Genomic DNA, 24,636 nt, shown 5'->3' on the forward strand with positions numbered 1-24,636 from the left:
CGAGAAGGCTGCGGGGAAATCCGTTCCCGCAGCCATTTTGTGCAGAAAGACCTGTTATGAAGATCATCCAGATCACCGACACCCATCTCGTCCCCCCCGGCATCGCTGTAAACGGCGTCGATCCGGAAAAGCAGCTGCGCGCGGCGGTGGCCGATATTGTCGAAAAACATGCCGACGCCGATCTTCTTGTCATGACAGGCGATCTCTGCAATTACGGCGAGCCGGAAGCCTACGAACTGCTGCGCGATATTCTCGCGCCCGTCTCTGTGCCCGTGCGGCTGATGCTTGGCAACCACGACCGGCGTCCGGAATTCGTGGCAGCTTTCCCGGAGCAGCCGCGCGACGATAATGGCTATATCCAGTCTTTCATCGATACGGACTTCGGCCGACTGCTGTTTTTAGACAGCCACGAAGCCGATGTCATCGGCGGCAGGTATGGCGCGGATCGCCTGGCATGGCTGGAGAGTGCGCTGGAAAGCGCGGGCGATCTACCGGTGACGGTGTTCATTCACCACCCGCCGATGGATTGCGGCATCCGCCATTTCGAACATATTGGCATGCATGATGATGGCGCCATCATGCGCCACCTCGCGGCCCACCCGGCCGGTGTGCGTCATATCATTTTTGGCCATATCCATGTGCCTATGGCCGGCACGACGGCCGAAGGCATAGCCTACAGCTCCGGTCAGGCCTGCGCGCATCGTTTCATCACCGATATCGATGTTCTCGATCCGCTGTGGACGGGTGGCAACCCCTGTTACCGGGTCATTACAATGGGTGCATTCGGTCTGCGCGCTTATGATGCCGAAGTGGGGCAGGTTGTGTTTGGTCAGGCCCCCATCTGCGAAGGCCCCTGATCGCGGGTGATTTTTGGCGATAGGACGGGGCGGTCGCCTGCCTCATCCTGTTTCGCCGCCGATACGATGCTGCGGAAGGCTCGCCGGTTGGCGAGGCTGCGATGTCGCGGAGACCCCGCAGCCTGTAGCGCCGATGCACCACTTGCGGTTTGTCGCGCAAGATTTGATGGGCTAAGGCCATAGTCCCGGCCGCACCCTTGATCTATGTCAGTTTCATCGATGAAACTGCACGCCATAGTCGCCCAAGAGGTGGCCAGCTTGATGACGTGCCATCGTGAGTGCAGATCATGGAGAAGTGCATGCTTGAAAAGCGTATCCGCAACGCGTCCCTCTTGAACCGGATCGTCAGCGCTGAAGAGGCCGCCAGTCTCATTCAGGATGGCATGACTGTCGGCATGAGCGGCTTCACACGCGCTGGTGAAGCCAAGGCCGTGCCGCTGGCGCTGGCCGAGCGCGCCAAGTCGCATCCCATGAAGATCACCCTGATGACCGGTGCTTCCCTTGGCAACGATCTCGACAAGACCATGGTCGAGGCCGGCATGCTGGCGCGGCGCATGCCGTTCCAGTCCGATCCTGCTTTGCGCAAGGCAATCAACGACGGCAAGGTGATGTTCATCGATCAGCATCTTTCGGAAACGGTGGAGCAGTTGCGCGGCGGTCAGATCCACGGCGTCGATGTTGCCATTGTCGAGGCCGTGGCAATCACGGCGGAAGGCGGTATCGTCCCCACCACCTCGGTCGGTAACTCCGCAAGCTTCGCCATTCTGGCCGATAAGGTCATCGTTGAGATCAACCTGTCGCAGCCCGAAGTGCTGGAGGGGCTGCACGACATCTTCATTCCCGCCAAACGCCCGACCCGCATGCCCATCCCCGTGGTGGCGACGGACAGCCGTGTCGGCCTGCCATTCATTCCGGTTCCGCCGGAAAAGATCGCCGCCATCGTGCTGAGCGACAAGAGCGACAGCTTTTCCACGGTGCTGCCGCCGGATGACGAAACCAAGGCGATTGCCGCCCATCTCACCGAATTCCTGCTGAACGAGGTTCGTCATGGCCGCATGACCCACGAACTCCAGCCACTCCAGGCCGGCATCGGCACCATTGCCAATGCGGTGATGCATGGTTTCATCGATACGCCGTTTCATGATCTCAAAATGTATTCGGAAGTCCTGCAGGATTCGACCTTCGAGCTCCTCGATGCAGGTAAGCTCACCTTCGCCTCCGGTTCGTCGATCACGCTCTCCTCCGCCATGAATGAACGGGTCATGCCGCGGCTGGCAGACTACAAGAGCCGGCTGATCCTTCGCCCGCAGGAAGTCAGCAATCATCCAGAAGTCATCCGCCGCCTCGGTATCATCGGCATCAACACGGCGCTGGAATTCGATATCTACGGCAACGTCAATTCCACCCATGTCGGCGGAACGCATATGATGAACGGCATTGGCGGCTCGGGCGACTTCGCCCGTAACGCCTATATGTCGATCTTCGTCACCAAGTCGATCGCCAAGGGCGGGGCCATCTCCAGCGTCGTTCCGATGGTCAGCCATGTCGACCATACCGAACATGATGTGGATATTCTCGTCACCGAAATCGGGCTGGCGGATTTGCGCGGTCTCGCTCCCCGCGAGCGGGCGGCGGTCATCATCGCAAACTGCGTGCATCCCAGCTATCGCGATGCGCTGACGGATTATTATCAGCGGGCGGCGGCACGGGGCGGGCACACGCCGCATCTCATCGAAGAGGCGCTGTCCTGGCACAATGCGCTGCGTGAAAGAGGCACGATGTTACCGCAGCGATAGGGTCTGCGTTTTTATCGGGCCACCCAATTGCCGGCCCCATCTCCCGGCAATTGGGTCTGTTTGGACACACCGGTGGGGAAATTGTCCGATGCTGCGCTTTGGTTGCTGGCGCGGCAGTTCCGCCTCCGGTAGAAAATTCTCTCCCCCTGGCTGCTATCCGGCTGCCTCTGGGTTGTAGGAGAGTGATGTGATGCCCATTCGCTTCGTGGCCGTAATTGCGATTGTCGCCCTGCTCGCAGGCTGCGGTGGGCGTCCCATCGGGGTCATGACGCCGACGGGGCAGACCGTGGCGGGCACGACGCCGGTCAATCTTCTGGTCGCCACCACGCGTGCGCCATCGGAAAACACCGCCGTGCTTTTCGGCGGTGAGCGTGGAACCGGTTTGAAGGTCGACGCCGTCACCATTTCCATTCCACCCAACGCCAACCGCAAGGTTGGGCAGGTGCAATGGCCGAAAAAACTGCCGCCGAACCCGCTGAAGGATTTCACCACGGTGGCGGTGGAGCCTATTCGTTCTGAAGCCGAAACCAGAACCTGGATCGGTAAACATATCGCGAAGGACCGCCGCGTGCTGGTCTTCGTGCATGGTTTCAACAATCGCTACGAAGAATCCGTTTATCGCTTCGCCCAGATCGTCCATGATTCAGGCACGGATGTTGTGCCCGTCGTCTTCACCTGGCCGTCGCGGGCAAGCATTTTCGACTATAATTACGACAAGGAAAGCACCAACTATTCCCGCGATGCCCTTGAAGAGATGCTGACGCGTCTGGCCAAAGACAAGTCCATCGGCGAGGTCACGGTCATGGCGCATTCCATGGGCACCTGGCTTGCGGTGGAAGCGCTGCGCCAGATGGCCATTCGCAACGGCCGGGTCGATCCGAAGATCAGCAATGTCATTCTTGCCGCGCCGGATCTCGATGTGGACGTCTTCAGCCGGCAATTTGCAAGTCTTGGCAAGACGCCGCCGAAATTCACCCTTTTCGTTTCACAGGATGACCGCGCACTCAGCCTGTCGCGCCGCATCTCCGGCAATGTCGACCGCCTTGGCCAGATCGATCCATCCGTCGAGCCTTATAGCAGCCAGCTGGAAAAGGCCGGCATCACCGTTCTCGATCTCACCAAGCTGCAATCCGGTGATCGCCTGAACCACGGTAAATTTGCCGAAAGCCCCGAGGTCGTCCGCCTGATCGGTGATCGCCTCATCGCCGGCCAGACGGTGACGGATTCCGATGTCGGTCTGGGTGAGGCGCTTGGCGCGGTCAGCATCGGCGCTGCGCAAACCGTCGGAACGGCGGCCAGCGTGGTGGTCAGCGCACCGATTGCAGTCTTTGATCCGCGCACGCGGGAAAATTACGGCCGGCAGGTGGAACGCCTCGGGCGCTCCATGGAGAATACGGTCGGATCGGTGGGCGATACGGCCGGTTCCGTGGTGGATGATCAGGCACTGCAGTCGTCAAGGGTGAACTGCGATGCCGCCGCCAATCGAAACCGGACGGAATGCCGTAACCGCTAAACTACAATGCGTGTGGGGGTGGCGAAAACGCCAAGCGTTTTTATCATTACGCCCCGCAGATTTGTATACAGCTTGTATTTTTATCTGTATGGTTGGGCCAACAACCCAACTTCCGGAGTAAGACCCCATGCGTTGGAAACGCACCCTCCAGCTTCTCGATGTCCATTGCGAAGGCGAAATCGGCCGTGTCGTCACCGGCGGCGCGCCGAAAATCCCAGGTAACACGGTTGCTGAACAGCTTCACTGGATGAATACGGACCCGCAGGGGGAGGCGCTGCGCCGCTTCCTGACGCTTGAACCGCGCGGTACGCCGATGGGGTCGGTCAATCTTCTCCTGCCGCCGAAGCATCCGGATGCGCACGCCGCTTTCGTCATTCTCCAGCCGGATCAGGCGCATGCCAGCTCCGGCTCCAATTCCATCTGTGCCACCACGGCATTGCTGGAAAGCGGCATGGTGGAGATGCGGGAACCGGAAACCGTCATCATCCTCGAAACGGCCGCCGGCCTCGTCAAAGCGACGGCCACCTGCCATGACGGGCGCTGCGAAAAGGTCAAGCTGACCATGGTTCCGTCCTTCGTGCATGAGCTGGATGTCAGCATCGACACGCCCGAATGGGGCAAAGTGACGATGGACATTTCCTACGGCGGCATTTTTTACGCACTCGTTGATGTTCGCCAGATCGGTCTCACCATCGAGAAGGCCAATGCCGCGAAACTCGTTGCCGCCGGCATGACCCTGAAAGACCTCGTCAACCGTGAAATGACGGTCGTTCATCCGGAAATCCCCGCCATATCAGGCGTCGCTTATGTCATGTTCCGCGATGTGGATGCCGATGGTTCCATCCGCACCTGCACCACCATGTGGCCGGGCCGGGCGGATCGCTCCCCCTGTGGCACCGGCAATTCCGCCAATCTTGCCACGCTTTATGCGCGCGGCAAGGTGAAGGTGGGAGACGAATATAAATCCCGCTCGATCATCGGTTCGGAATTCGATGTCGGCCTTTCCGCCGTCACCGAAGTGGCGGGTCGTCTGGCCGTCATTCCCACCATTGCCGGGCGCGGCTTCACCTTCGGTCTGCACCAGGTGGGTCTCGATCCTTTCGACCCGTTGGCGGATGGTTTCGCCATGACCGATGTCTGGGGTCCGGAAGCGGGCAACATCTGAGGCGCTTTCCAAAAAAATGACATTTACAGCCGCCCGATAGCTTTCGGCGGCTGTTTTCCCGCGACAAAAGATGCTAAGCGGGCGCAATTCCATCATGCTCCGAGGTATCCCGATGAAGTCGCTCACCCTGCGCCGCCCTGATGACTGGCACCTGCATCTTCGTGATGGCGCCATGCTGGAAGGGGTGATCGGGGATACGAGCCGCCATTTCGCCCGCGCCATCATCATGCCTAATCTGGTGCCGCCGGTCGTTACCACGGCCGATGCCCGCGCCTATCGCGAACGCATCGTCAAGGCGATCCCGGCGGGTGACCGCTTCGAGCCGCTGATGACCCTATACCTCACTGAGGATACTGTTGCCGACGACGTGGAAGAGGGCAAAAAAAGCGGCCTCATCACCGCCGTAAAGCTCTATCCTGCGGGTGCGACGACCAATTCCCATGGCGGCGTGCGCGATTTCAACAGAGCGATGCCGGTGCTGGAACGCATGGCGAAGATTGGCCTGCCGCTCTGCGTGCATGGCGAGGTGACGACGCCAGAGGTCGATATTTTCGACCGCGAGAAGGTTTTCATCGATACGGTTCTGGAACCGCTGCGCCAGCGCCTGCCGGAACTGAAGGTGACGATGGAGCACATCACCACCCGCGACGGCGTGGACCACATCAAGTCATCCAAGGCCAATCTGGCCGGTTCCATCACCACCCACCATCTCATCATCAACCGCAATGCCATTCTGGTCGGCGGTATCAAGCCGCATTATTATTGCCTGCCCGTCGCCAAGCGCGAGGAACACCGGCTGGCGCTGCGGGCGGCCGCGACTTCGGGTGATGCGCGCTTTTTCCTCGGCACGGATTCCGCCCCGCATGTTGATCCCGCCAAGGAATGCGCCTGCGGCTGCGCCGGTATCTATACCTCCATCAACACCATGAGCTGCCTTGCCCATGTCTTCGAGGATGAAAATGCCCTCGATAAACTGGAAGCCTTCGCTTCGCTGAATGGTCCCGCCTGGTATGGTCTCGCACCGAATGAAGAGACGATCACGCTGATCAAGCGTGATGAAGCGGTCTCCTTTCCCGAAAAGATCGAGACCGGCGCCGGGCCGGTGACGGTGTTTGACCCGATGTTCCCGCTCCACTGGGATGTAAGCTGATTTTTTAATGACCGCCGGCACTGCCGGCGGTTTTGTTATGGTCTTCAGGTATCCACCCTCAAATCCGGTGCCGCCTGAGGATGCCTGCAACACTGAACTAAGACGTTGTGCTTTCCGCAAACCGACCCGGGTTTTCGGAGCGATAAACCAAGGCCGAAAAGGAGAACGCCTATGAACCATTTCACATTCACTGACCGCACCGTCGTCGCGGAACTGGTTGCGAAGATGTTGTGGGAAATCAAGGCGGTCCATTTCAACTCCGAAAGCCCTTATACCTTCGCTTCGGGCATGAAGAGCCCTGTCTATATCGACATGCGCAAGCTCATCTCCTTCCCGCGCATTCGCTCGGCGGCCATGGATTTCGCGGCGGCGGCTGTCATGCGCGAGGCCGGCTTCGAGAAGTTCGACTGTGTCGCCGGTGGTGAAACGGCGGGCATTCCCTTTGCCGCTTTCCTTGCCGAGCGCCTTGGCCTGCCGATGATCTATTGCCGCAAGAAGCCAAAAGGCCATGGCCGCAATGCCCAGATCGAAGGCCATATGCCGGAAGGTGCCCGCGTTCTCGTCATCGAGGATCTGACGACGGCCGGCGGTTCGATGTTCACCTTCATCGACGCCATCCGTGCGGCGGGTGGCATTGTCGATCATGGCATCGCGCTCTTCTATTACGGCATCTTCGAAGAGGCTGAAGCGCGCTTCGCCAATGGCAATGTCAAGCTGCATTATCTGACGACCTGGCGCGATGTTCTGGCGGTCGCACGGGCTGAAAAACTGTTCGATGAAAAGACGCTGTCGGGGGTTGAAGCCTTCCTCGATAACCCGCTGCCCTGGTCTGCAAAGCATGGCGGCGTCAGCGAATTGCCGCAATCTTAATTTCGGATGCGGCCAGTCGGCTTGTGGCTGGCCTTCCGATCGATCTTCGTCTAAATCGATTTAAGTTCATTTGATTTGCTGTTTTGAGGAGGACCGTAATGATCCTGTGTTGTGGTGAAGCCCTGATTGACATGCTGCCCCGGCAGACGACGCTGGGCGAGGCGGGTTTTGCCCCCTATGCAGGCGGAGCGGTCTTCAACACGGCAATTGCGCTGGGGCGTCTCGGCGTCCCCTCCGCCTTTTTCACCGGTCTTTCCGATGACATGATGGGTGATATCCTGCGGGAAACACTGCGCGCCAGCAAGGTGGATTTCAGCTATTGCGCGACGCTGTCGCGGCCGACGACCATCGCCTTCGTCAAGCTGGTGGATGGCCACGCGACTTACGCTTTTTACGACGAGAACACCGCTGGCCGGATGATCACAGAGGCCGAGCTTCCAGCACTGGGCGCCGATTGCGAAGCGTTGCATTTCGGTGCCATCAGCCTCATTCCCGAACCCTGCGGCAGCACCTATGAGGCGTTGATGACGCGCGAGCATCAAAGCCGTGTCATCTCGCTCGATCCGAATATCCGCCCCGGTTTCATCAAGGACAAGCAGTCCCACATGGCCCGCATCCGCCGCATGGCCGCCATGTCGGATATCGTCAAGTTCTCGGATGAGGACCTTGCCTGGTTCGGTCTGGAAGGCGATGAGGATACGCTCGCCCGCCACTGGCTGCATCATGGCGCGAAACTGGTGGTCGTCACCCGCGGCGCCAAGGGCGCTGTGGGTTATACCGCCAATCTCAAGGTGGAAGTGGCCTCCGAGCGGGTCGAAGTCGTCGACACCGTTGGTGCGGGCGACACGTTTGACGCCGGCATTCTCGCCTCGCTGAAAATGCAGGGCCTTCTGACCAAGGCGCAGGTCGCTACGCTCACGGAAGAGCAGATCAGGAAGGCTTTGGCACTCGGCGCGAAAGCCGCAGCGGTCACTGTCTCGCGGGCTGGCGCAAATCCGCCTTTCGCACATGAAATCGGGCTTTGAGCATCCCTGTCTAACGCTTGATCTGCGTCTGGAATATTGTGGTTCTGAGGACGGGGGCGTATTCTCGTCCCAATTTGCATCGCCACGGATGAGATTATGGCTCCGTTTACCCCACCACCCAGGATCAGGCTTTCGCGGTTGCGGGATATCGGTTGGTCCGTGTGGGACCCCATCGGCCTGTTGCCCGCGGGGGAAAACTGGAACGATCCCGATAACCTGTGTTTTGCGGATGAATACGACAACTACCTGATTGCGGCCGCAGGCCAATTGCGCAGAGGCGTTGCTGCCGCTGAAGTTGCCGATTACCTGGTCGGAATCGAGGCTGAACATATGGCCCTTGGTGAAACGTCGGGATGCCGCGAAAGAGCATTGGAGGTTGTAGCCGCAATCAATGCGGACCCACAGCTTTGGACCTTGCCCGAAGGTCAGAATGTCGCCGTTTGAGGCGGGGCATTCTCGGCACAGCCGTCGCGCGCGCGGTCAAGACCCTAAAAAACCGGTATTCGAATATCAAAAACCTTGTGTCCGTCGGTTTTTCGCGAAACAAGCGTCGCATGAGTGTTCCCAATATCCATCCTTTCGATTTCGACCCAAGCTACGGCATGAAGCGCGAACAGTTGCTGGCCATCACCCCGCCCGAAGCGCCGCCCGGCTTTGATGATTTCTGGCAGAAGCGCTATCGCCGCGCGCTCGCCACGGATCCGCGGCCGGTGCTGCGCAAGAGCAGGCTCAGCCATCCGCGCTGGCATGTCCTCGATATCAGCTACACCTCTACCGGCGGCTTCCGCATTGGCGGATGGATGCTTCTTCCGCGCGAGGGCCAGGTGCGCCGCGGCCTCGTCGTCGGCCATGGTTATGGTGGGCGCTCCGAGCCAGATTTCGAAGTGCCGGTGGAAGAAACGGCAGTCCTGTTTCTCTGTTTTCGCGGTATCTCGTTAAGCGCCTGCCCGCCGATTTCTTCGGAATCAGCGCTTCATGTTCTCTACAATATCGACAGGAAAGACGATTACATCATCGGCGGTTGCGTGGATGATCTGTGGGTCGCCGTTTCGACGCTCGTGACCCTTTACCCCTGGCTGGAAGGGCAGGTGGGGTATAGCGGCATCAGTTTCGGCGGTGGCATCGGAGCACTGGCGATACCGTTTGATGAGCGCATTGACCGCGGCCATCTGGTGGTGCCGACATTCGGGCATAGGCCGTTCTGGCTGACATTGCCTACCGTTGGCAGTGCGAATTCAGTTCAGTCATACCAGAAGGCGCATCCGAATGTACTCGAGACCCTGCGTTTCTTCGATGCCGCCTGTGCCGCCGCCCGCATAAAAGTACCGATGCTGGTTGCGCCGGCGCTTTTCGATCCATCGGTGGCGCCTCCCTGCCAGTTCGCAGTGGCCAATGCTCTGCCGCACTCAAAATTTAATGAAATCTTCATCCTCGACGCCGGGCATTTCGATTACCCTGACAGCGCATCGCAAGATGCGGTCCATAAGGACAAGGTCAGACGGTTTTTCAAGGTGCCATGAAACGCGAATATCTCCGTTGGTTTAGTCACAGGCTCCATCGCGACATGGAGCTCCTGATATTCGGTCATGCCGGCGCCAAGGTGCTGATGTTTCCCACCCGGGACGGGCGCTTCTTCGAGTATGAAGAACTTGGGCTTGTCGGCAGTCTGGCCGATAAGCTGGAGGCAGGTCATCTCCAGCTTTATTGCATTGAGGGGCTGGCGACAGAGACCTTTTATGCGGCCCATCATCACCCGGCTGACCGCATCCGCCGCCATTCAGCCTTCGAGAACTATATTCTCAGCGAGGTACTGCCGCTGATGGCCGAGAAAAATTCCCATACCGATACCATCGTTCACGGCTGCAGCCTCGGTGCGTTTCAGGCCGCCAGCCTCGTTTTTCGCCACCCGCATCTGTTTCGCAAACTCGTCGCCTTTTCCGGCCGTTATGACCTGACAATGAAGGTGGAATCCTTCGGCGATCTGTTCGATGGCTACTACGATGATGACATCTATTTCCACATGCCAAGCCATTTCCTGCCGGGGCTTAACTGCCCGCAGCGGCTCGAACATCTGCGCCGCATCGACATGGTTTTCACCATCGGCGATGCAGACCCGTTTCTCAACAACAACCATCATCTGAGCCGGGTTCTTTCCGACAAGCAGGTGGGCCATCAGATGCATGTCTGGGACGGCCGCGCCCATCGGGCAGGTGCTTGGCGCAAGATGGCGGCGCTTTATATTTGAGGCCGCCGCATTAAAAAAGCCGGAAGCGTTCTTCCGGCTTTCTTGAGATCGAGGTGCGGAGATTTTACCCCGCCAGGCCGGCCAGCGCCTTCACCAGGCCCTGCGTCGAGCTGTCATGACCGGCAGCGCTTTCCTTGCCCTCCACGACCGGCAGCAGGCCGGTCGCCAGTTCCTTGCCGAGCTCCACGCCCCACTGGTCGAAGGAATTGATGCGGAACAATACGCCTTCCACAAAGACGCGGTGCTCGTAAAGCGCGATCAGGCGGCCAAGCGCAAATGGTGTCAGCTTGTCGTAGACGAAGGTGATCGATGGGCGGTTGCCGGTGAAGACGCGGTGCGGTGCGATGAAATCCGCAAGCTTGTCTTCCATGCCCTTGGAGGTGAGCTGGGCTTTTGCCTCGGCCAGCGTGCGTCCCTTCATCAGCGCTTCCGATTGCGCCAGGCAATTGGCGATGAGGAGCTGGTGCTGATGGCGCAGCTCGGGCTCAAAACCGTTGGCGGCGATCATGAATTCGGCCGGAATGACGCTCGTGCCCTGATGGATCAGCTGGTAGAAGGCGTGCTGGCCGTTGGTGCCGGGTTCGCCCCAGACAACAGGACCGGACTGTCCTTCGACGGGCGTGCCGTCGATGGTGACGCCCTTGCCGTTCGATTCCATGTCGAGCTGCTGCAGATAGGCGGGGAAGCGCGACAGCCGCTGGTCATAGGGCAGGATTGCCCGCGTCGGATAGTTCAGCACGTTGCGGTTATAAAAGCCGATGAGGCCGAGCAGCATCGGCAGGTTTTCGCGGATTGGCGCCTCGCGGAAATGCCTGTCCATCGCATACGCGCCATCCAGGAATTTGCCGAAATTATCCGGCCCGATGGCGATCATCAGCGGCAGGCCGATGGCGGACCAGATCGAATAACGACCACCCACCCAGTCCCAGAAACCGAAGATGCGGTCGCTTTCGATGCCGAAGGCGGCGACCTTGTCCAATGCGGTGGAAACGGCGGCGAAGTGATGCTTTACGGCGTCTTCACCCAGCTTCTCGGCGATGAAGCGGCGCGCGGTGGCGGCATTCGTCATCGTTTCGATGGTGGTGAAGGTCTTCGACGCGATGATGAAGAGCGAGGTTTCCGGGTCGAGAAGCTTCAGGGTATCGGCAATATGTGCGCCGTCGATATTGGAAACGAAATGCGCCCGCGGACCATCATGGAAAGGTGCGAGTGCGAGCGTCGCCATGACGGGGCCGAGATCGGAGCCGCCAATGCCGATGTTGACGACGTCGGTGATCTTCTTGCCGGTCGCACCTTTCAGGGAGCCGGAACGGATCGCATCGGCAAATTTGCCCATGGCGGCGAGAACGCCGTTCACGTCAGGCATCACATCCTTTCCGTCCACAAGAACGGGGGTGTTTGAACGATTGCGCAGCGCGGTATGCAGCACGGCGCGGTCTTCGGTGAAGTTGATCGCCTTGCCGGAGAACATCTCCTCGCGCTTGGCCTCGACGCCACCTTCGCGCGCCAGCTGTTCGAGAAGCGTCACGATCTCCTCGTTGACGGCGCATTTGGAGTAATCCATCAGCAGGTCATCGAATTTTACGCTGAAACGGCTGAATCTCTTGTCGTCGGCCGCAAAGGCGGCGCGAAGATCGGTTGCGGCTGTGCTGCTTGCCGTTGCTTTGAGTTTTTCGATGGTGGCCTGCATCATGTGCTCCTCGGCTTCCGTGGAAGGATGAGGAAACTATTCTTTTTCAGGCGACCAAATCAAGGCGACTTTGATAAAAGAAAAGGGCCGGGATAAAAGAAAAGAGCCGGTTGCCCGGCTCTCGTCATTTGCTTCAAGCGCTCAGTTCAGATTGCGCAATTCGCGCCGCAAAATCTTGCCGACATTGGATTTCGGCAGCTCGGTGCGGAACTCGATGATCTTTGGCCGTTTGTAGTTTGTCAGGTTTTTGGCGCAGAAGGCCTTGAGCTCCGCTTCCGTCAGCGACTGATCCTTCTTCACGACGAAAAGTTTGACCGTTTCGCCGGAATGTTCGTCCGGAACACCGATTGCGGCGCATTCCAGGACGCCGGGATGGCTGGCGGCCACTTCTTCCACCTCGTTCGGATAGACGTTGAAACCGGAGACGAGGATCATGTCCTTCTTTCGGTCGACGATCTTGGTGTAACCGCGCTCGTCCATGAAACCCATGTCGCCGGAGCGGAAGAAGCCATCGGCGGTCATGGCTTTTGCGGTTTCATCGGGCCGTTGCCAATAACCGGCCATGACCTGCGGCCCGCGGATGCAAATCTCGCCAACTTCACCCATGGGCAAGCTGTTGCCATCGTCGTTGCGAATGTCGATCTCCGTCGATGACAGCGGCAGGCCGATGGTGCCGCTGAATTCCTGGGAATCGAGGCGATTGACCGTCGCCACCGGCGATGTTTCAGAGAGACCGTAGCCTTCTGCAATCGGGCAGCCCACCACGGAAAGCCAGCGTTCCGCGACCGGTCTTTGCACGGCCATGCCGCCACCAAGAACGAGGATGAGCGACGAAAGGTCGAGCTTGCGGAAATCCTCATTGTTCATCAGCGCGTTGAAAAGCGTATTGATGCCGGGGAACACATGCGGCTGATAATGCGACAGTTCCTTGACGAAGCCGGGAATGTCGCGCGGGTTGGCGATCAGCAGATTGTGGCCACCGAGCGCAATGCCCATCAGCGAATTCACCGTCAGCGCAAAAATGTGGCAGAGCGGCAGAGCGCAGATGAAGTTGAGAACCTCGGGACGATCCTTGCGGCTGCTGAAGGCGGCGTCCAGCCACAGGCTGATCTGCGCCTTGTTGGCCAGAAGATTGGCGTGGGTAAGGATCGCGCCTTTGGAGACGCCTGTCGTGCCACCGGTATATTGCAGGAAGGCGATATCCTGAGCCGTGAGGCCAACGGACTTCAGGGAAAATCCCTGGCCTTCCTTCAGCACCGCCTTGAAGCTGATCGAGCCGGGGATCGCATAGGCGGGCACAAGCTTCTTCACCTTGCGAACGACAAGATTGACGATATGTCCCTTGAAGCCGAGGAGATCGCCCATGGTTGCGACGACGACATGCCGCACGGCGGTTTTCGGCACCGCCTGCTGCGCCACATGGGCGAAGTTTTCCAGCACGAACAGCGCCTTTGCGCCGGAGTCCTTCAGCTGGTGTTCCAGTTCGCGCGGCGTGTAGAGCGGATTGACGTTGACCACGATCATGCCCGCCCGCAGGATCCCATAAACCGCGACGGGATTTTGCAGGATGTTCGGCATCATCACCGCCACCCGGTCACCCTTTTCCAGTCCTCTGGATTGCAGCCACGCGGCCACGGCGCGGGTTTGAGCGTCCAGCTGCCGGTAGGTCAGCGACTTGCCCATGCTGGAAAAGGCTTTGCGGTCGGCAAATTGCACGCAGCTCTTTTCAAGAAGATCTACAAGCGAGGCGTTGGCCGATACGGGGATTTCGGAAGGGACGCCCGGCGGATAGGACGACAGCCAACGCTTTTCTACGCTGACATTTTCCGGCTGTCCCAGGGACAATTCACTCATGCTTCTCCTCCCAGAGTCTTTTTCGCGCCGCGCATTCGGTGGAATGCATCAAGGGCGCTTTAGGCTTCGTGATGATCATGAAGCTCCCGCAACCAGCCGGCATATCGGCGAGATAGAAGGAACCACATGTGCGCCACCGGATCGACCGCTCCTCCCGCTCCCCGGTGACGAATGATAGACGCGGAATCCCCTGACGTCCATCGTATGGGTAAAGCCTATTTAACTCTAACGTAAACGTCAATATTGCTGTCGCACATCTCGCGTCCTCGTGAATGAAACGGAGTTATGTGCGATTTTTTGACTTTAATCCTGATTTGAGCGATCAACATAATTCGCAAAGCAGGGCAGGATTGGAAATGGCAGGCAGCGCAGCGCTTGAACTGAAATCGGTTGGGAAAAGATTCGGTGATACGGATGTCTTGTCCGATATCGACTTGTCCGTCGAACGCGGCGAAATTATTTGTCTGGTTGGACGGTCGGGCTGTGGAAAATCGACCCTGCTGCGCATCGTTGCGGGCGTGGAGACGCCGGACCACGGCAGTGTTTCCCTTAATGGTTCGACCGTTGCCGATTCGGCGGTTTTCGTTGAGCCGGAAAAGCGCAATATCGGTTTTGTCTTTCAGGATTATGCGCTGTTCCCGCATCTCACAGTCGAACAGAATGTCATGTTCGGTCTCAGAACCCTGGCTAAGGCGGAAGCCCGCCGCCGTGCGGAAGAGATGATCGAGCACGTGCATCTGCAGGATCTGGCCAAACGCTATCCGCATACGCTTTCGGGCGGTGAACAGCAGCGTGTGGCGCTCGCCCGTGCGCTCGCCCCGCAGCCCGGCCTGTTGCTGATGGATGAGCCTTTCTCCAATCTGGACAGGGGTTTGCGCGACAATGTCCGTGAGGAGACGCTTGGTCTTCTGCGGCAATTGGGCACCACGGCAATCATGGTCACCCATGATCCGGAAGAGGCGTTGTCCGCAGGCGACCGCGTGGTGCTGATGCAGCGCGGGCGTATCGTGCAGAGCGGCACGGGATATGAAATTCACGATAATCCCAAAACCCGCTATGCCGCCGATTTTTTCTGCGCCTTCAACAAGATCGAGGGCCGGGTAAAACAGGGGCGCGTTGAAACGCCGCTCGGGCTGCTGGGTGATGCATCCGATCTGCCCGATGGCCTTGCAGCCGTTGCCTATGTTCGACCCAACGCGATTTCGATTATCGAGGACAATTCAGCGAAGGACGGGATCGCCGGCGAAATATTGAGCCGGGTTTTCCTCGGTGAGATCGAACAGCTCGGTATTGCCGTGCCGGGGTTGCCCGGAGATTTGCGTGTCCGGACGATGCAACGCACACCCGCCAAGACCAAGGCGGTGCGTTTCGGTATCGACCCCAAGGGTGTTCTGATATTTACTTGAAGTTGAATGAGCGGATTTGCATGTAAATTTCCGCATCATTTTCAACTCTTGGTGATCAAACTCATCGAAAAACAGCGAAATAAAACTTGATTTGATCCATCAGGTATGATGTCTGCTGCCTCTATATTGCCGCCATCGAAGAGGGAGACGACCATGACGAACTTTACCAGATTTGCCCTGCTCGCCAGCACGGTTGCTTTTGCAGCCGGATCAGCCAGCGCCGCAGAACTCAATATCTACACCACTAGAGAGCCGGGCCTGATCCAGCCCCTGCTGGAATCCTTCACCGCTTCGAGCGGCGTCAAGGTCAACACCGTATTCCTGAAGGACGGCCTGGCCGAGCGCGTTCTGAGCGAAGGCGCAAGCTCGCCGGCCGACGTCCTGATGACCGTGGATGCTGGCAACCTCGTTGATCTCGCCGAAAAGGGCGTTACCCAGGCGGTTGAGTCCGAAACCCTGACCAAGGCAGTCCCGGCTGAACTTCGTGATGCCAAGGGTCACTGGTTTGCGCTTTCCATGCGCGCCCGCGTTCTTTATGCGGCGAAGGATCTCGACCTTGCTTCCTTCAACTATGAAGATCTGGCGGATGCCAAGTGGAAGGGCAAGGTCTGCATTCGCGCTGGCCAGCACCCCTACAACACGGCGCTGTTTGCCGATTACATCGCCCATTATGGTGCAGCCGACACTGAAAAGTGGCTTGCTGGCGTGAAGGAAAACCTGGCCCGCAAGGCTGGCGGCGGCGACCGTGACGTTGCCAAGGACATCCTCGGCGGCATTTGCGATATCGGTATCGCCAATTCCTACTATGTCGGTCTGATGCGCTCGGGCAAGGGCGGCGAAGAGCAGGTCAAGTGGGGCGATGCCATCAAGGTGGTTCTGCCGACCTTCAAGAATGGCGGTACGCAGGTCAACATCACCGGTGCGGCCGTTGCCAAGAATGCGCCGAACAAGGCTGAAGCCGTCAAGCTTCTGGAATATCTCGTTTCTGACGAAGCCCAGAAGATCTATGCTGAAGCCAACTACGAATATCCGGTCAAGCAGGGCGCGGGCCTCAACGAGATCGTCGCTTCCTTCGGCGACCTGAAGATCGACAACAAGCCGCTGACGGAGATCGTGTCGCATCGCAAGCAGGCGAGCGAACTGGTCGACAAGGTCGGTTTCGACAAGTAAAGGCCAATTGGCAACAAGGTGGAAGGCGCTCGCACCCGCGGGCGCCTTTCCCTGTATTTTCAAGAAGCTCATGAATTCAGACGCCGTTCAGCCATTGACGTCCCGCGCAAGACCAAGGTTTTCATCCTCCTTCTGGTGGCTGGGCCTATCGCTCGTTGCGGTCTGCGGCGCCATGGTGCCGGTTCTGGCGCTGGTCTCTCAGGCGGTACAGGGTTCTGCCGGCCTGTGGGAGCATCTCGGCTCCACCGTTCTTTTGACGGCCTTGCCGGATACGGTCATCCTTCTCGCCGGTGTCGGCTTGCTGGCCGGTATCATTGGAACCTCATCGGCCTGGCTGGTTACCGCTTATGATTTTCCCGGTCGCCGGATATTGGAATGGGCGCTGCTGCTGCCGCTTGCCATGCCAACCTATATTGTTGCTTATGCCTATTTGGATATTCTGCATCCGATCGGGCCAGTGCAGGGTGTAATCCGCTTTCTGCTCGGTTATTCCAGCCCGCGTGAATTCCGTCTGCCGGATATAAGATCGATGACGGGCTGCATCATTTTGCTTGGCTTCGTGCTGTTTCCCTATGTCTATATTCCCGTCCGCGCCATGTTTCTCACACAGGCCGGCAATCTGCTGGAGGCAGCCCGCACGCTTGGCGTTTCCAGACAGAAGGCTTTTTTGAAGGTTGCGGTGCCGCTGGCGCGGCCGGCGATCGCGGTCGGCGTCAGCCTTGCCCTTATGGAAGCGCTGAACGATATCGGCGCCTCGGAATTTCTGGGCGTCCGCACCCTCACCGTTTCGGTCTATACGACCTGGGTCACGAAATCCGATCTGCCGGGTGCGGCGCAGATTGCGCTCTCCATGCTGTTCATCGTCGTCGCCCTCGTGGCGTTTGAACGCTGGGCGCGGCGCAAGCAGCGTTATTCGGTTTCCGCGCAGAAAAGCCGGGAACTGGAGCCAGTGCGCCTTACCGGCCTCAAGGCCTGCGGGGCCTTCATGCTTGGTAGCCTGCCGGTCCTGATCGGTTTTGTGGCGCCAGCGAGCTATCTCGTCATCGAGGCATGGAAACGGTTCCGCTTCAGCGGCCTGTCTGCCCGTTTCACCGAGGAGGCGTTGAACACCATCGTCTTTGCCGGGGTGGCGACGGTGATCACCCTTATTCTCGGCCTTGCGGTTGCTTACGCAATGCGCCTTGCTCCGGGGCGTCTCTCGCTTTGGTCCTATCGTCTTTCCACGGTGGGATATGCAGCCCCCGGCACTGTCATTGCCATCGGCGTGCTGATTGCGCTCGGTGGTTTCGACCGGTTTGTCGACCAGACCATGCGCAACTGGTTTGGCATATCCACGGGCCTCATTTTCATCGGCAGCGGTGCAGCCCTGATCTACGCCTATTCGGCACGTTTCCTCACCATTGCCGCTGGCGGCGTCGATGCGGGTTTGAGCCGTATCCCGCAGTCTTTTGATCACGCCTCGCGAACACTCGGGCGATCCGCAACCCAGACATTCCGCCAGATCCATTTGCCGCTCTCGAAAGCATCGCTTGCGGCGGCGGCGTTGCTGATCTTCGTGGACTGCGTCAAGGAACTCCCCGCCACGCTGTTATTGCGGCCGCTCAATTTCGAGACCTTCGCGACCCATCTTTATGGCGAAGCCGCCCGCGGCACCTATGAGGAGGCGGCAATCGCCGCACTGGCGATTGTCGTCATCGGCATCCTTCCCGTCATGCTGCTTGCGAGGATCGGCCGACGCAAAGGTTGATGGCTGGTCTCGCCGCATAAAATGACGGGCACAAAACAGTGCGAGAGGCCAATAAGCTTCAAATCCTCCCGGAAAACGACAAGCATCCCGCCTTAATCCTGATGTAAATACTCAGCTTAATTGAAGTGCTGCGGCCTGACGGCTATGATCGTCGGCCGCGATCTGTTTCGGGGCATATCTTGAAAAATTTGCATGGGATGTTTTTGAGCCGCCTGGCTTTGGGAACGGCTGCCGTTGTTTTGATGGCGCCGGTGATGGGCCACGCACAGGAAACGACTGTTCTGCGGGAAATCACCGTCGAAGGGCAGGGGGCGGAAAATGCTACGGGCCCGGTCCGTGGCTATGTCGCGAAGAAAAGCGCGACCGGCTCGAAAACCGACACGGAAACGAAAGACATTCCGCAATCCGTATCCGTTGTTGGCCGCCAGGAAATGAATGACCGCGGCGCCGTGACCAAAATCGACGAGGTGCTGCGTTATACGCCCGGTGTGACGGCTGAGCCCTTCGGCACCGACCCGGATACTGACTGGTTTTACATTCGCGGTTTTCAGGCCACCCAGACCGGCGTGTTCCTCGATGGGCTGAACCTGTTCAGCTATGGTTTCGGCGGTTTCCAGATGGATGCCTATGGTCTGGAGCGGGTGGAAGTCCTCAAAGGGCCGGCCTCGGTGCTGTATGGCGGCGCCAATCCCGGCGGTATCGTGCAGCTGGTCCGCAAGCAAACTCAGGATACGCCGGTTCGTGAAACGGAAATCGGCATCAACAATTTCGGCAATGCCTTTTTCGGTTTCGATTTCGGCGACAAGGTGGATGCTGAGGGCGTGTGGAAATACCGCGTCACCGGCAAGGTTTCCGGCGGCGATAATTACACTGATTACTCAGAGGATCTGCGCGGCTTCATCATGCCGCAGATCACCTTCGAGCCGGATGCGCAGACAAGCGCCACACTCTACGGATATTTCTCGGCGCTCGATCAGGTGCATGTCGGCAACGGCTTCCTGCCCTATGTCGGCACCGTGGTCGACGCACCCTTCGGCAAGCTCGACCGCAAGGCCTTTTATGGCGAACCGGATATCGACAATGGCCGTGTCTACCTGTCTATGGTCGGTTATGAAGTCAGTCATGAATTCGATAATGGCTGGAAGATCAGCCAGAACGCCCGTTATGGCCACCTCTACAAGCACGAGACCGGACCCTATCCGGGCGGTTGGGCCAATGCCGACGCCAATGGCCAGCCGATCCTCGATGCCACCACCAATGACTATATGCTGACCCGCTTCGGTTATGACGGCCTGTCGAAGGCGGATAGTTTCGGCGTTGACAACCGCATTGAAGGACAGTTCGAAACCGGAGCGGTCAGCCATTCGCTGCTCTTTGGTCTCGACTATAAATATTACAAGCTGGATCAGGTGCAGGCCTGCTGCGGGTCGAATGCGATCGGCGCGCTCAAGCCGGTCTATGGCTCGACGCAGGGAACGAATTTCGTTTATGCCGACAATGTCGTGACCCAGCAACAGATCGGCATCTACGCGCAGGACCAGCTGCGTTTCGGCGATGGCTGGCTGGTGACGCTCAACGGCCGTTACGATTATGTCGATACGGAGCTGAACAACAGGCTGCCAACAGGCGCGTCCTTCCGCTCCAATGACGATGCACTGAGCGGCCGCGCCGGCCTCGCTTATGAATTCGACAATGGCCTGACACCCTACGTCTCGGCAGCCACCTTCTTCAATCCGCTGATCGATACGCTTGCGGATGGCACCCCTGCCGCACCTGAGGAGGGGCACCAGTTCGAGGCTGGCGTCAAATATGAGCCGACCTTCTTTGATGGCAGCATCACTGCCTCCGTCTTCAAGCTGGTCAAGGACAATGCGATCGTGTCCTATACGGCTGGCGGCGTGACCACGAGCGGGCAGTTCGGACAGGTGGAATCCACCGGCTTCGAGCTGGAAGCCAAGGCCAATCTTTCCGATAACTGGAAGGCCCTTGCTTCCTATTCCTACACCGATCTTGAGATTACCCGTGATGCCAATCCCAACCTGATCGGCAAATCCCCCTGGATCGTGCCCACCAACACCGCGTCCCTGTGGGTGGATTACGCCTTCACCGATGATACGTTTGAAGGCCTCAGCATCGGCGGTGGGGTGCGCTATCAGGGTAAATCCTGGGCGGATGCGGCAAACACGTTGCGCGTTCCGGATGCGGCGGTCTTCGATGCCGCGATCCGTTACGAGAAGAACGACTGGACGGCATCCATCAACGTCGCGAATGTCTTCGACAAGGAATATGTCAAGAGCTGCGCCGGTGTCTCGGTGTGCGGCTGGGGCGATAGCCGCACCATCACCTTCAAGCTCGCAAAGAAGTGGTAAGGCTTGGCCGCAGGCCAGCAGTTGCGGGAAATATAGTTTGCCTCTATAAACATGAATAGATTTATCATGTTTATAGAGGCGCCTTTGCGCCTTGCGGGATCAAGAGGCCATGGCTTTCCGCGTGCGGATGGAAAATGAGATCGAGGGCTTTGCCGTCATCGGCGGCCCGCGCTCCAGGGTATGGAACGGCATTGTCGCCGATCTCTGGGATGTGCGTTGCGCGCCAAAAGCGGGCGGCCGTTATGTCGGCAAGGATCCGCGGTTTGTTTTTCTGCTCGATATGGACGGGAGCGATGACGGCCGGTTCATGATGAACCGCTCCCACCGCGACAATTACGGTTCCTCCAAGGCGAATCGCATTTCCTTCGTGCCCGCCGATCTGGATGTGCATGCGGAGCTCAGCAATGTTTCCTTCGTGCGTCATCTCGATCTGCATTTTGATGCGGGTTTGCTGGGCGCGCGGCTGGTGCAGGGGTTTGACCCGCATGGCCTGCTCGATCCGCATCTGATGTTCGAGGATGAGCGCCTGCTGGTGTTGGCCCGGCTGATCGCCGCCGAATGTGATAATCCAGACCCCTTGCATGACCTTTACGGCGAAAGCCTCGTGCTGGCGCTGCTGACGGACTTCCTCAAGGTAAAGCGGGAACCGGTCAAGAAACGCAGCAAGCTCGCTGCCTGGCAGTTAAGAGCGGCGACCGACTATATCCGTGAACATTGCCTGCGCTCTATCCGGCTGGAGGAACTGGCGGAGCTTACCAACCTGTCACAATCCCATTTCAGCCACGCCTTCAAGGCCTCCACCGGCGTGCCTCCGCACCAATGGCAGATGCAGGCGCGTATCGATCGCGTCAAGGAACTGATGATGAGGCCTGACATGGCGCTGACCGACATTGCCATTGCCAGCGGGTTTTCAGATCAGGCGCATTTCTCCCGCGTCTTCCGCAAGATGGTCGGCGTTTCCCCCTCCGTCTGGCAAAAAATCCGCCAATAAGCGCCTTTTTGTTCCATCCTCCCTCAAAAAAATACTGGCCGTAGCGCTTGAAACGCCGCGGAACGATTTCTCCGTCGCAGGGTTTACAAGACGTGACACCAACGAGGAAAATCAAGGAGGAAGACGTCATGTTGCATCAGGAACCCCGCGCCGGACAGGACCCCTATGTCAAGGATACGCCGAGCCTGATCGCCAGCGACAAGGTGGAAGGCACCCGCGTTTATGGCGCTGATGGCAAACATATCGGCTCGATCCAGCGCATTATCCTGGAAAAGCGCGGTGGCCGCGTTGCCTATGCCGTGCTGAGCTTTGGTGGCTTTCTCGGGATCGGTGACGACTATTACCCGCTGCCTTGGGAAAAGCTGCACTACGATGAAGAACTTGATGGCTACCGCATCGATCTCACCAAGGAAGAGATCGAAAACGCGCCGCACTTCGCTAATCTCGACGATAACGATCTGCTGAACGCCAAGGACCGCAAGGTCTACGACTATTACGGCGTTGCGCCCTACTGGATGTAAGGTCTAACAGGGTTATACGATCCAGCTTCAAGAATGAGAAACGTTCCGGGCATTTCTGCGCCCGGAACGCCACATAAGAAAACGGCTCCTGAAAAGGAGCCGTTTGCGTTTATCTGCTTTAATGCGGGTTTTTCTGTATCTCGGAAACCGCATCGGTGAAGCATTTGCGCGCTTCCTCCGGCGATTTGCGTCCGTCAAGGGCGGCGCGGCAGGCGCTCCTGGCTCTCACAAAGCTTAATCCGCCAATCTTCGGCCAGCCTTCCGTGAGCAACGTCAGCGCTTCGAAGGGGCCGGCGACGACACTCTTGCCGTTCGCCTCAAGATTGACCTCAACCGGTTCTGTCCATCTCTCGTTCTTCATCGTGCACCTCCCAGAGCAACGCGATCCCGAAATACACCCGACAGCGGAGCAACCCATGAACGCAGCCGTGTGTCACTGCTGTTTAGAATATGCGCAAGCGGGTGAATTGACAACGGGGATCAGCGGAAGCCGAAAAATGACAGGATTGCCAGCACAATAACGACGAGACCGACGATGTAGATGATCTGGTTCATGCTTTTCTCCTTGGCTGCTTGTCATCACCTTAACGTGAGGGACAAGACGAGGTTCCAGAGATCATAAGAATTTAATCACGTACTAAAATGTTGCGGACGTCCCATTGCGAATGGCCGTGAGTTCACTTCCGCAGGATCACCCAGATGGCGTGAATGATGCCGGGCACATAGCCGCACAGCGTCAAAAGAATATTGAGCCAGAAATGCAGGCCAAGACCGACCTGAAGGAACACGCCGACGGGCGGCAGAAGGATGGCGATAAGAATACGAATGACGTCCACGATAACAGGCTTTCTGGTTGAGAGTGACTTGCCGGTCAACGTATGGCGGGCTGTTTGGTTTCACCATGGGCAGTACCTATGGCGTGAAAGATCAACAACGCGTAAGCGAAGCTACGGATCGAACAGTACTGATATCATGGGAAATAAATGGTGCCGCTTACGTGACTCGAACACGTGACCCCGTCATTACGAATGACGTGCTCTACCAACTGAGCTAAAGCGGCCCGAACATGACCCGTCTGTGGCGGATCAGCTTCATGGCGGGCTGATACAGGCAATGCTGACGGATTTCAAGCCTTGAATACGCGGCTTTTGAAATTTCCGCAAAAAGCTTTGCCTGCTTATTGTTTACGGGCGGCATCAGGCCGTTGTGCAGATGCGGTTTTTCGCAGCTTCATATTCGCGTGCCAGCCGATCAACGAGGTCTGCCACCGGCTCCACGGCCTTGACCGCGCCAATGCCCTGGCCGGCGCCCCATATGTCCTTCCAGGCTTTTGCCCCGCCGGTTGCCGTTTCGAAGTCCATCTTGGAGGGGTCCGCTTCGGGCAGGTTGTCGGGATCCATGCCGGAGGCAACGATGGAGCTTTTCAGGTAGTTGCCATGAACGCCGGTGAAATAATTCGAATAGACGATGTCTTTTGCCTGGGCATCCACGATCGCCTGCTTGTAGCCGTCGGAAGCGCGTGCCTCCTGCGTGGCGATGAAGGGCGAGCCGATATAGGCCATGTCCGCGCCCATGGCCTGTGCCGCGAGGATGGAGCCGCCATTGGCGATGGCGCCGGCCAGCAGCAGCGGGCCATCAAACCATTCGCGGATTTCCTGAACGAGGGCGAAGGGTGACAGTGTGCCTGCATGTCCGCCGGCCCCGGTTGCCACCGCAATCAGCCCGTCCGCGCCCTTGCGGATGGCCGAGCGGGCGTGACGATCATTGATGACATCGTGCAGCACGATGCCGCCATAGGAATGGACCGCCGCATTGACTTCCGGCACGGCGCCGAGCGAGGAGATCACCACCGGCACCTTGTATTTGACGCAGAGGCCGAGATCATGTTCCAGCCGGCGATTGGACATGTGCACGATCTGGTTGACCGCGAAGGGGGCAGCCGGACGATCCGGGTGGGCGCTGTTGTGCGCGGCAAGCTCCTCGGTAATCATCGCCAGCCATTCGTCCAGCTGGCTTTCGGGCCGCGCGTTCAGCGCCGGGAAAGCGCCGATGACACCGGCCTTGCATTGCGCCAGCGTCAATTGCGGATGCGAAATAATGAATAGCGGTGATGCTATGACCGGAAGACGCAGATTGTCTTTCAGCACGGACGGCAGCATGTTTCCTCCCATGAATTACGTTTACGCGCACGTAAGTTAATATCGTGTTCGGCGACGGATTGAAAGCGAAAACCACGCCGTATCGGCGTCACAAATCTGCGTTCGCAG

The 24,636-nt window shown here is 58.4% G+C and carries 21 protein-coding genes and 1 tRNA gene; 16 read left to right on the plus strand and 6 right to left on the minus strand.

Annotation, left to right across the window (positions count from 1 at the left end):
• Positions 1-56: 56 nt before the first annotated feature.
• From QSV77_RS00345 to QSV77_RS00390, 10 genes are all read left to right on the plus strand, one after another.
• Positions 57-857, plus strand: coding sequence for a phosphodiesterase (locus QSV77_RS00345; RefSeq protein ID WP_271360625.1), 801 nt, complete (start codon positions 57-59; stop codon positions 855-857).
• Between the two features lie 299 nt (positions 858-1,156).
• A complete protein-coding gene (locus QSV77_RS00350) occupies positions 1,157-2,653 on the plus strand; it encodes an acetyl-CoA hydrolase/transferase family protein (RefSeq protein WP_302732151.1) in 1,497 nt (498 codons plus the stop codon).
• Positions 2,654-2,843: 190 nt separating this feature from the next.
• Complete coding sequence (locus tag QSV77_RS00355) at positions 2,844-4,166, plus strand: alpha/beta hydrolase (protein WP_302732153.1); 1,323 nt, start codon at positions 2,844-2,846, stop codon at positions 4,164-4,166.
• 127 nt (positions 4,167-4,293) lie between these two features.
• The gene (locus QSV77_RS00360) at positions 4,294-5,331 is read left to right on the plus strand and encodes a 4-hydroxyproline epimerase (protein ID WP_302732155.1); all 1,038 of its coding nucleotides are present in this window, start codon (positions 4,294-4,296) and stop codon (positions 5,329-5,331) included.
• 112 nt (positions 5,332-5,443) lie between these two features.
• Positions 5,444-6,481: a dihydroorotase gene (gene pyrC / locus QSV77_RS00365; RefSeq protein ID WP_302732157.1), complete on the plus strand. Its 1,038-nt coding sequence runs from the start codon at positions 5,444-5,446 to the stop codon at positions 6,479-6,481.
• A 171-nt stretch (positions 6,482-6,652) separates the two neighbouring features.
• Positions 6,653-7,351 (plus strand): orotate phosphoribosyltransferase, encoded by a 699-nt coding sequence (locus tag QSV77_RS00370; protein ID WP_006310650.1) that lies wholly within the window; start codon positions 6,653-6,655, stop codon positions 7,349-7,351.
• Positions 7,352-7,449: 98 nt separating this feature from the next.
• Entirely contained in the window at positions 7,450-8,376 is a 927-nt protein-coding gene (locus QSV77_RS00375) for a carbohydrate kinase (RefSeq protein ID WP_302732165.1), read from the plus strand.
• A 96-nt stretch (positions 8,377-8,472) separates the two neighbouring features.
• Positions 8,473-8,820 carry a hypothetical protein gene (locus QSV77_RS00380; RefSeq protein WP_302732167.1) on the plus strand — a complete coding sequence of 116 codons (348 nt, stop codon included), beginning with the start codon at positions 8,473-8,475 and terminating at the stop codon, positions 8,818-8,820.
• Between the two features lie 110 nt (positions 8,821-8,930).
• Positions 8,931-9,896 (plus strand): acetylxylan esterase, encoded by a 966-nt coding sequence (locus QSV77_RS00385; RefSeq protein WP_302732169.1) that lies wholly within the window; start codon positions 8,931-8,933, stop codon positions 9,894-9,896.
• Positions 9,893-10,621 carry an esterase family protein gene (locus QSV77_RS00390; protein WP_302732171.1) on the plus strand — a complete coding sequence of 243 codons (729 nt, stop codon included), beginning with the start codon at positions 9,893-9,895 and terminating at the stop codon, positions 10,619-10,621. The genes QSV77_RS00385 and QSV77_RS00390 overlap by 4 nt, the downstream gene beginning before the upstream one ends.
• A 64-nt stretch (positions 10,622-10,685) precedes the next feature.
• On the opposite strand, the gene pgi is transcribed toward QSV77_RS00390, so the two are convergent.
• Positions 10,686-12,311 carry a glucose-6-phosphate isomerase gene (gene pgi / locus QSV77_RS00395; protein ID WP_302732173.1) on the minus strand — a complete coding sequence of 542 codons (1,626 nt, stop codon included), beginning with the start codon at positions 12,309-12,311 and terminating at the stop codon, positions 10,686-10,688.
• A gap of 141 nt (positions 12,312-12,452) precedes the next feature.
• A complete protein-coding gene (locus tag QSV77_RS00400; protein ID WP_302732174.1) occupies positions 12,453-14,165 on the minus strand; it encodes a long-chain fatty acid--CoA ligase in 1,713 nt (570 codons plus the stop codon).
• Between the two features lie 356 nt (positions 14,166-14,521).
• Between QSV77_RS00400 and QSV77_RS00405 the strand changes: the two genes are divergently transcribed.
• From QSV77_RS00405 to QSV77_RS00430, 6 genes are all read left to right on the plus strand, one after another.
• Positions 14,522-15,571 carry an ABC transporter ATP-binding protein gene (locus QSV77_RS00405; protein WP_302732176.1) on the plus strand — a complete coding sequence of 350 codons (1,050 nt, stop codon included), beginning with the start codon at positions 14,522-14,524 and terminating at the stop codon, positions 15,569-15,571.
• A 153-nt stretch (positions 15,572-15,724) separates the two neighbouring features.
• The gene (locus QSV77_RS00410; RefSeq protein WP_302732178.1) at positions 15,725-16,741 is read left to right on the plus strand and encodes an extracellular solute-binding protein; all 1,017 of its coding nucleotides are present in this window, start codon (positions 15,725-15,727) and stop codon (positions 16,739-16,741) included.
• Positions 16,742-16,913: 172 nt separating this feature from the next.
• Complete coding sequence (locus QSV77_RS00415; RefSeq protein WP_269700624.1) at positions 16,914-18,488, plus strand: iron ABC transporter permease; 1,575 nt, start codon at positions 16,914-16,916, stop codon at positions 18,486-18,488.
• A 179-nt stretch (positions 18,489-18,667) separates the two neighbouring features.
• Positions 18,668-20,857, plus strand: a complete 2,190-nt coding sequence (locus QSV77_RS00420) for a TonB-dependent siderophore receptor (RefSeq protein WP_302732180.1) — start codon at positions 18,668-18,670, stop codon at positions 20,855-20,857.
• A gap of 109 nt (positions 20,858-20,966) precedes the next feature.
• Complete coding sequence (locus tag QSV77_RS00425) at positions 20,967-21,848, plus strand: AraC family transcriptional regulator (protein ID WP_161991306.1); 882 nt, start codon at positions 20,967-20,969, stop codon at positions 21,846-21,848.
• Positions 21,849-21,976: 128 nt separating this feature from the next.
• Positions 21,977-22,369 carry a PRC-barrel domain-containing protein gene (locus tag QSV77_RS00430; RefSeq protein ID WP_046799387.1) on the plus strand — a complete coding sequence of 131 codons (393 nt, stop codon included), beginning with the start codon at positions 21,977-21,979 and terminating at the stop codon, positions 22,367-22,369.
• 118 nt (positions 22,370-22,487) lie between these two features.
• On the opposite strand, the gene QSV77_RS00435 is transcribed toward QSV77_RS00430, so the two are convergent.
• From QSV77_RS00435 to QSV77_RS00450, 4 genes are all read right to left on the minus strand, one after another.
• Positions 22,488-22,730 carry a DUF982 domain-containing protein gene (locus QSV77_RS00435; protein ID WP_142840975.1) on the minus strand — a complete coding sequence of 81 codons (243 nt, stop codon included), beginning with the start codon at positions 22,728-22,730 and terminating at the stop codon, positions 22,488-22,490.
• A gap of 316 nt (positions 22,731-23,046) precedes the next feature.
• A complete protein-coding gene (locus QSV77_RS00440; RefSeq protein WP_046799460.1) occupies positions 23,047-23,205 on the minus strand; it encodes a YqaE/Pmp3 family membrane protein in 159 nt (52 codons plus the stop codon).
• Positions 23,206-23,353: 148 nt separating this feature from the next.
• Positions 23,354-23,429 (minus strand) — tRNA-Thr (locus tag QSV77_RS00445).
• Between the two features lie 136 nt (positions 23,430-23,565).
• Positions 23,566-24,528, minus strand: coding sequence for a nitronate monooxygenase family protein (locus QSV77_RS00450; protein ID WP_302732187.1), 963 nt, complete (start codon positions 24,526-24,528; stop codon positions 23,566-23,568).
• Between the last annotated feature and the right edge of the window lie 108 nt (positions 24,529-24,636).

It is taken from the genome of Agrobacterium sp. V1, from assembly GCF_030518355.1.
GTDB lineage: Bacteria > Pseudomonadota > Alphaproteobacteria > Rhizobiales > Rhizobiaceae > Agrobacterium > Agrobacterium cucumeris.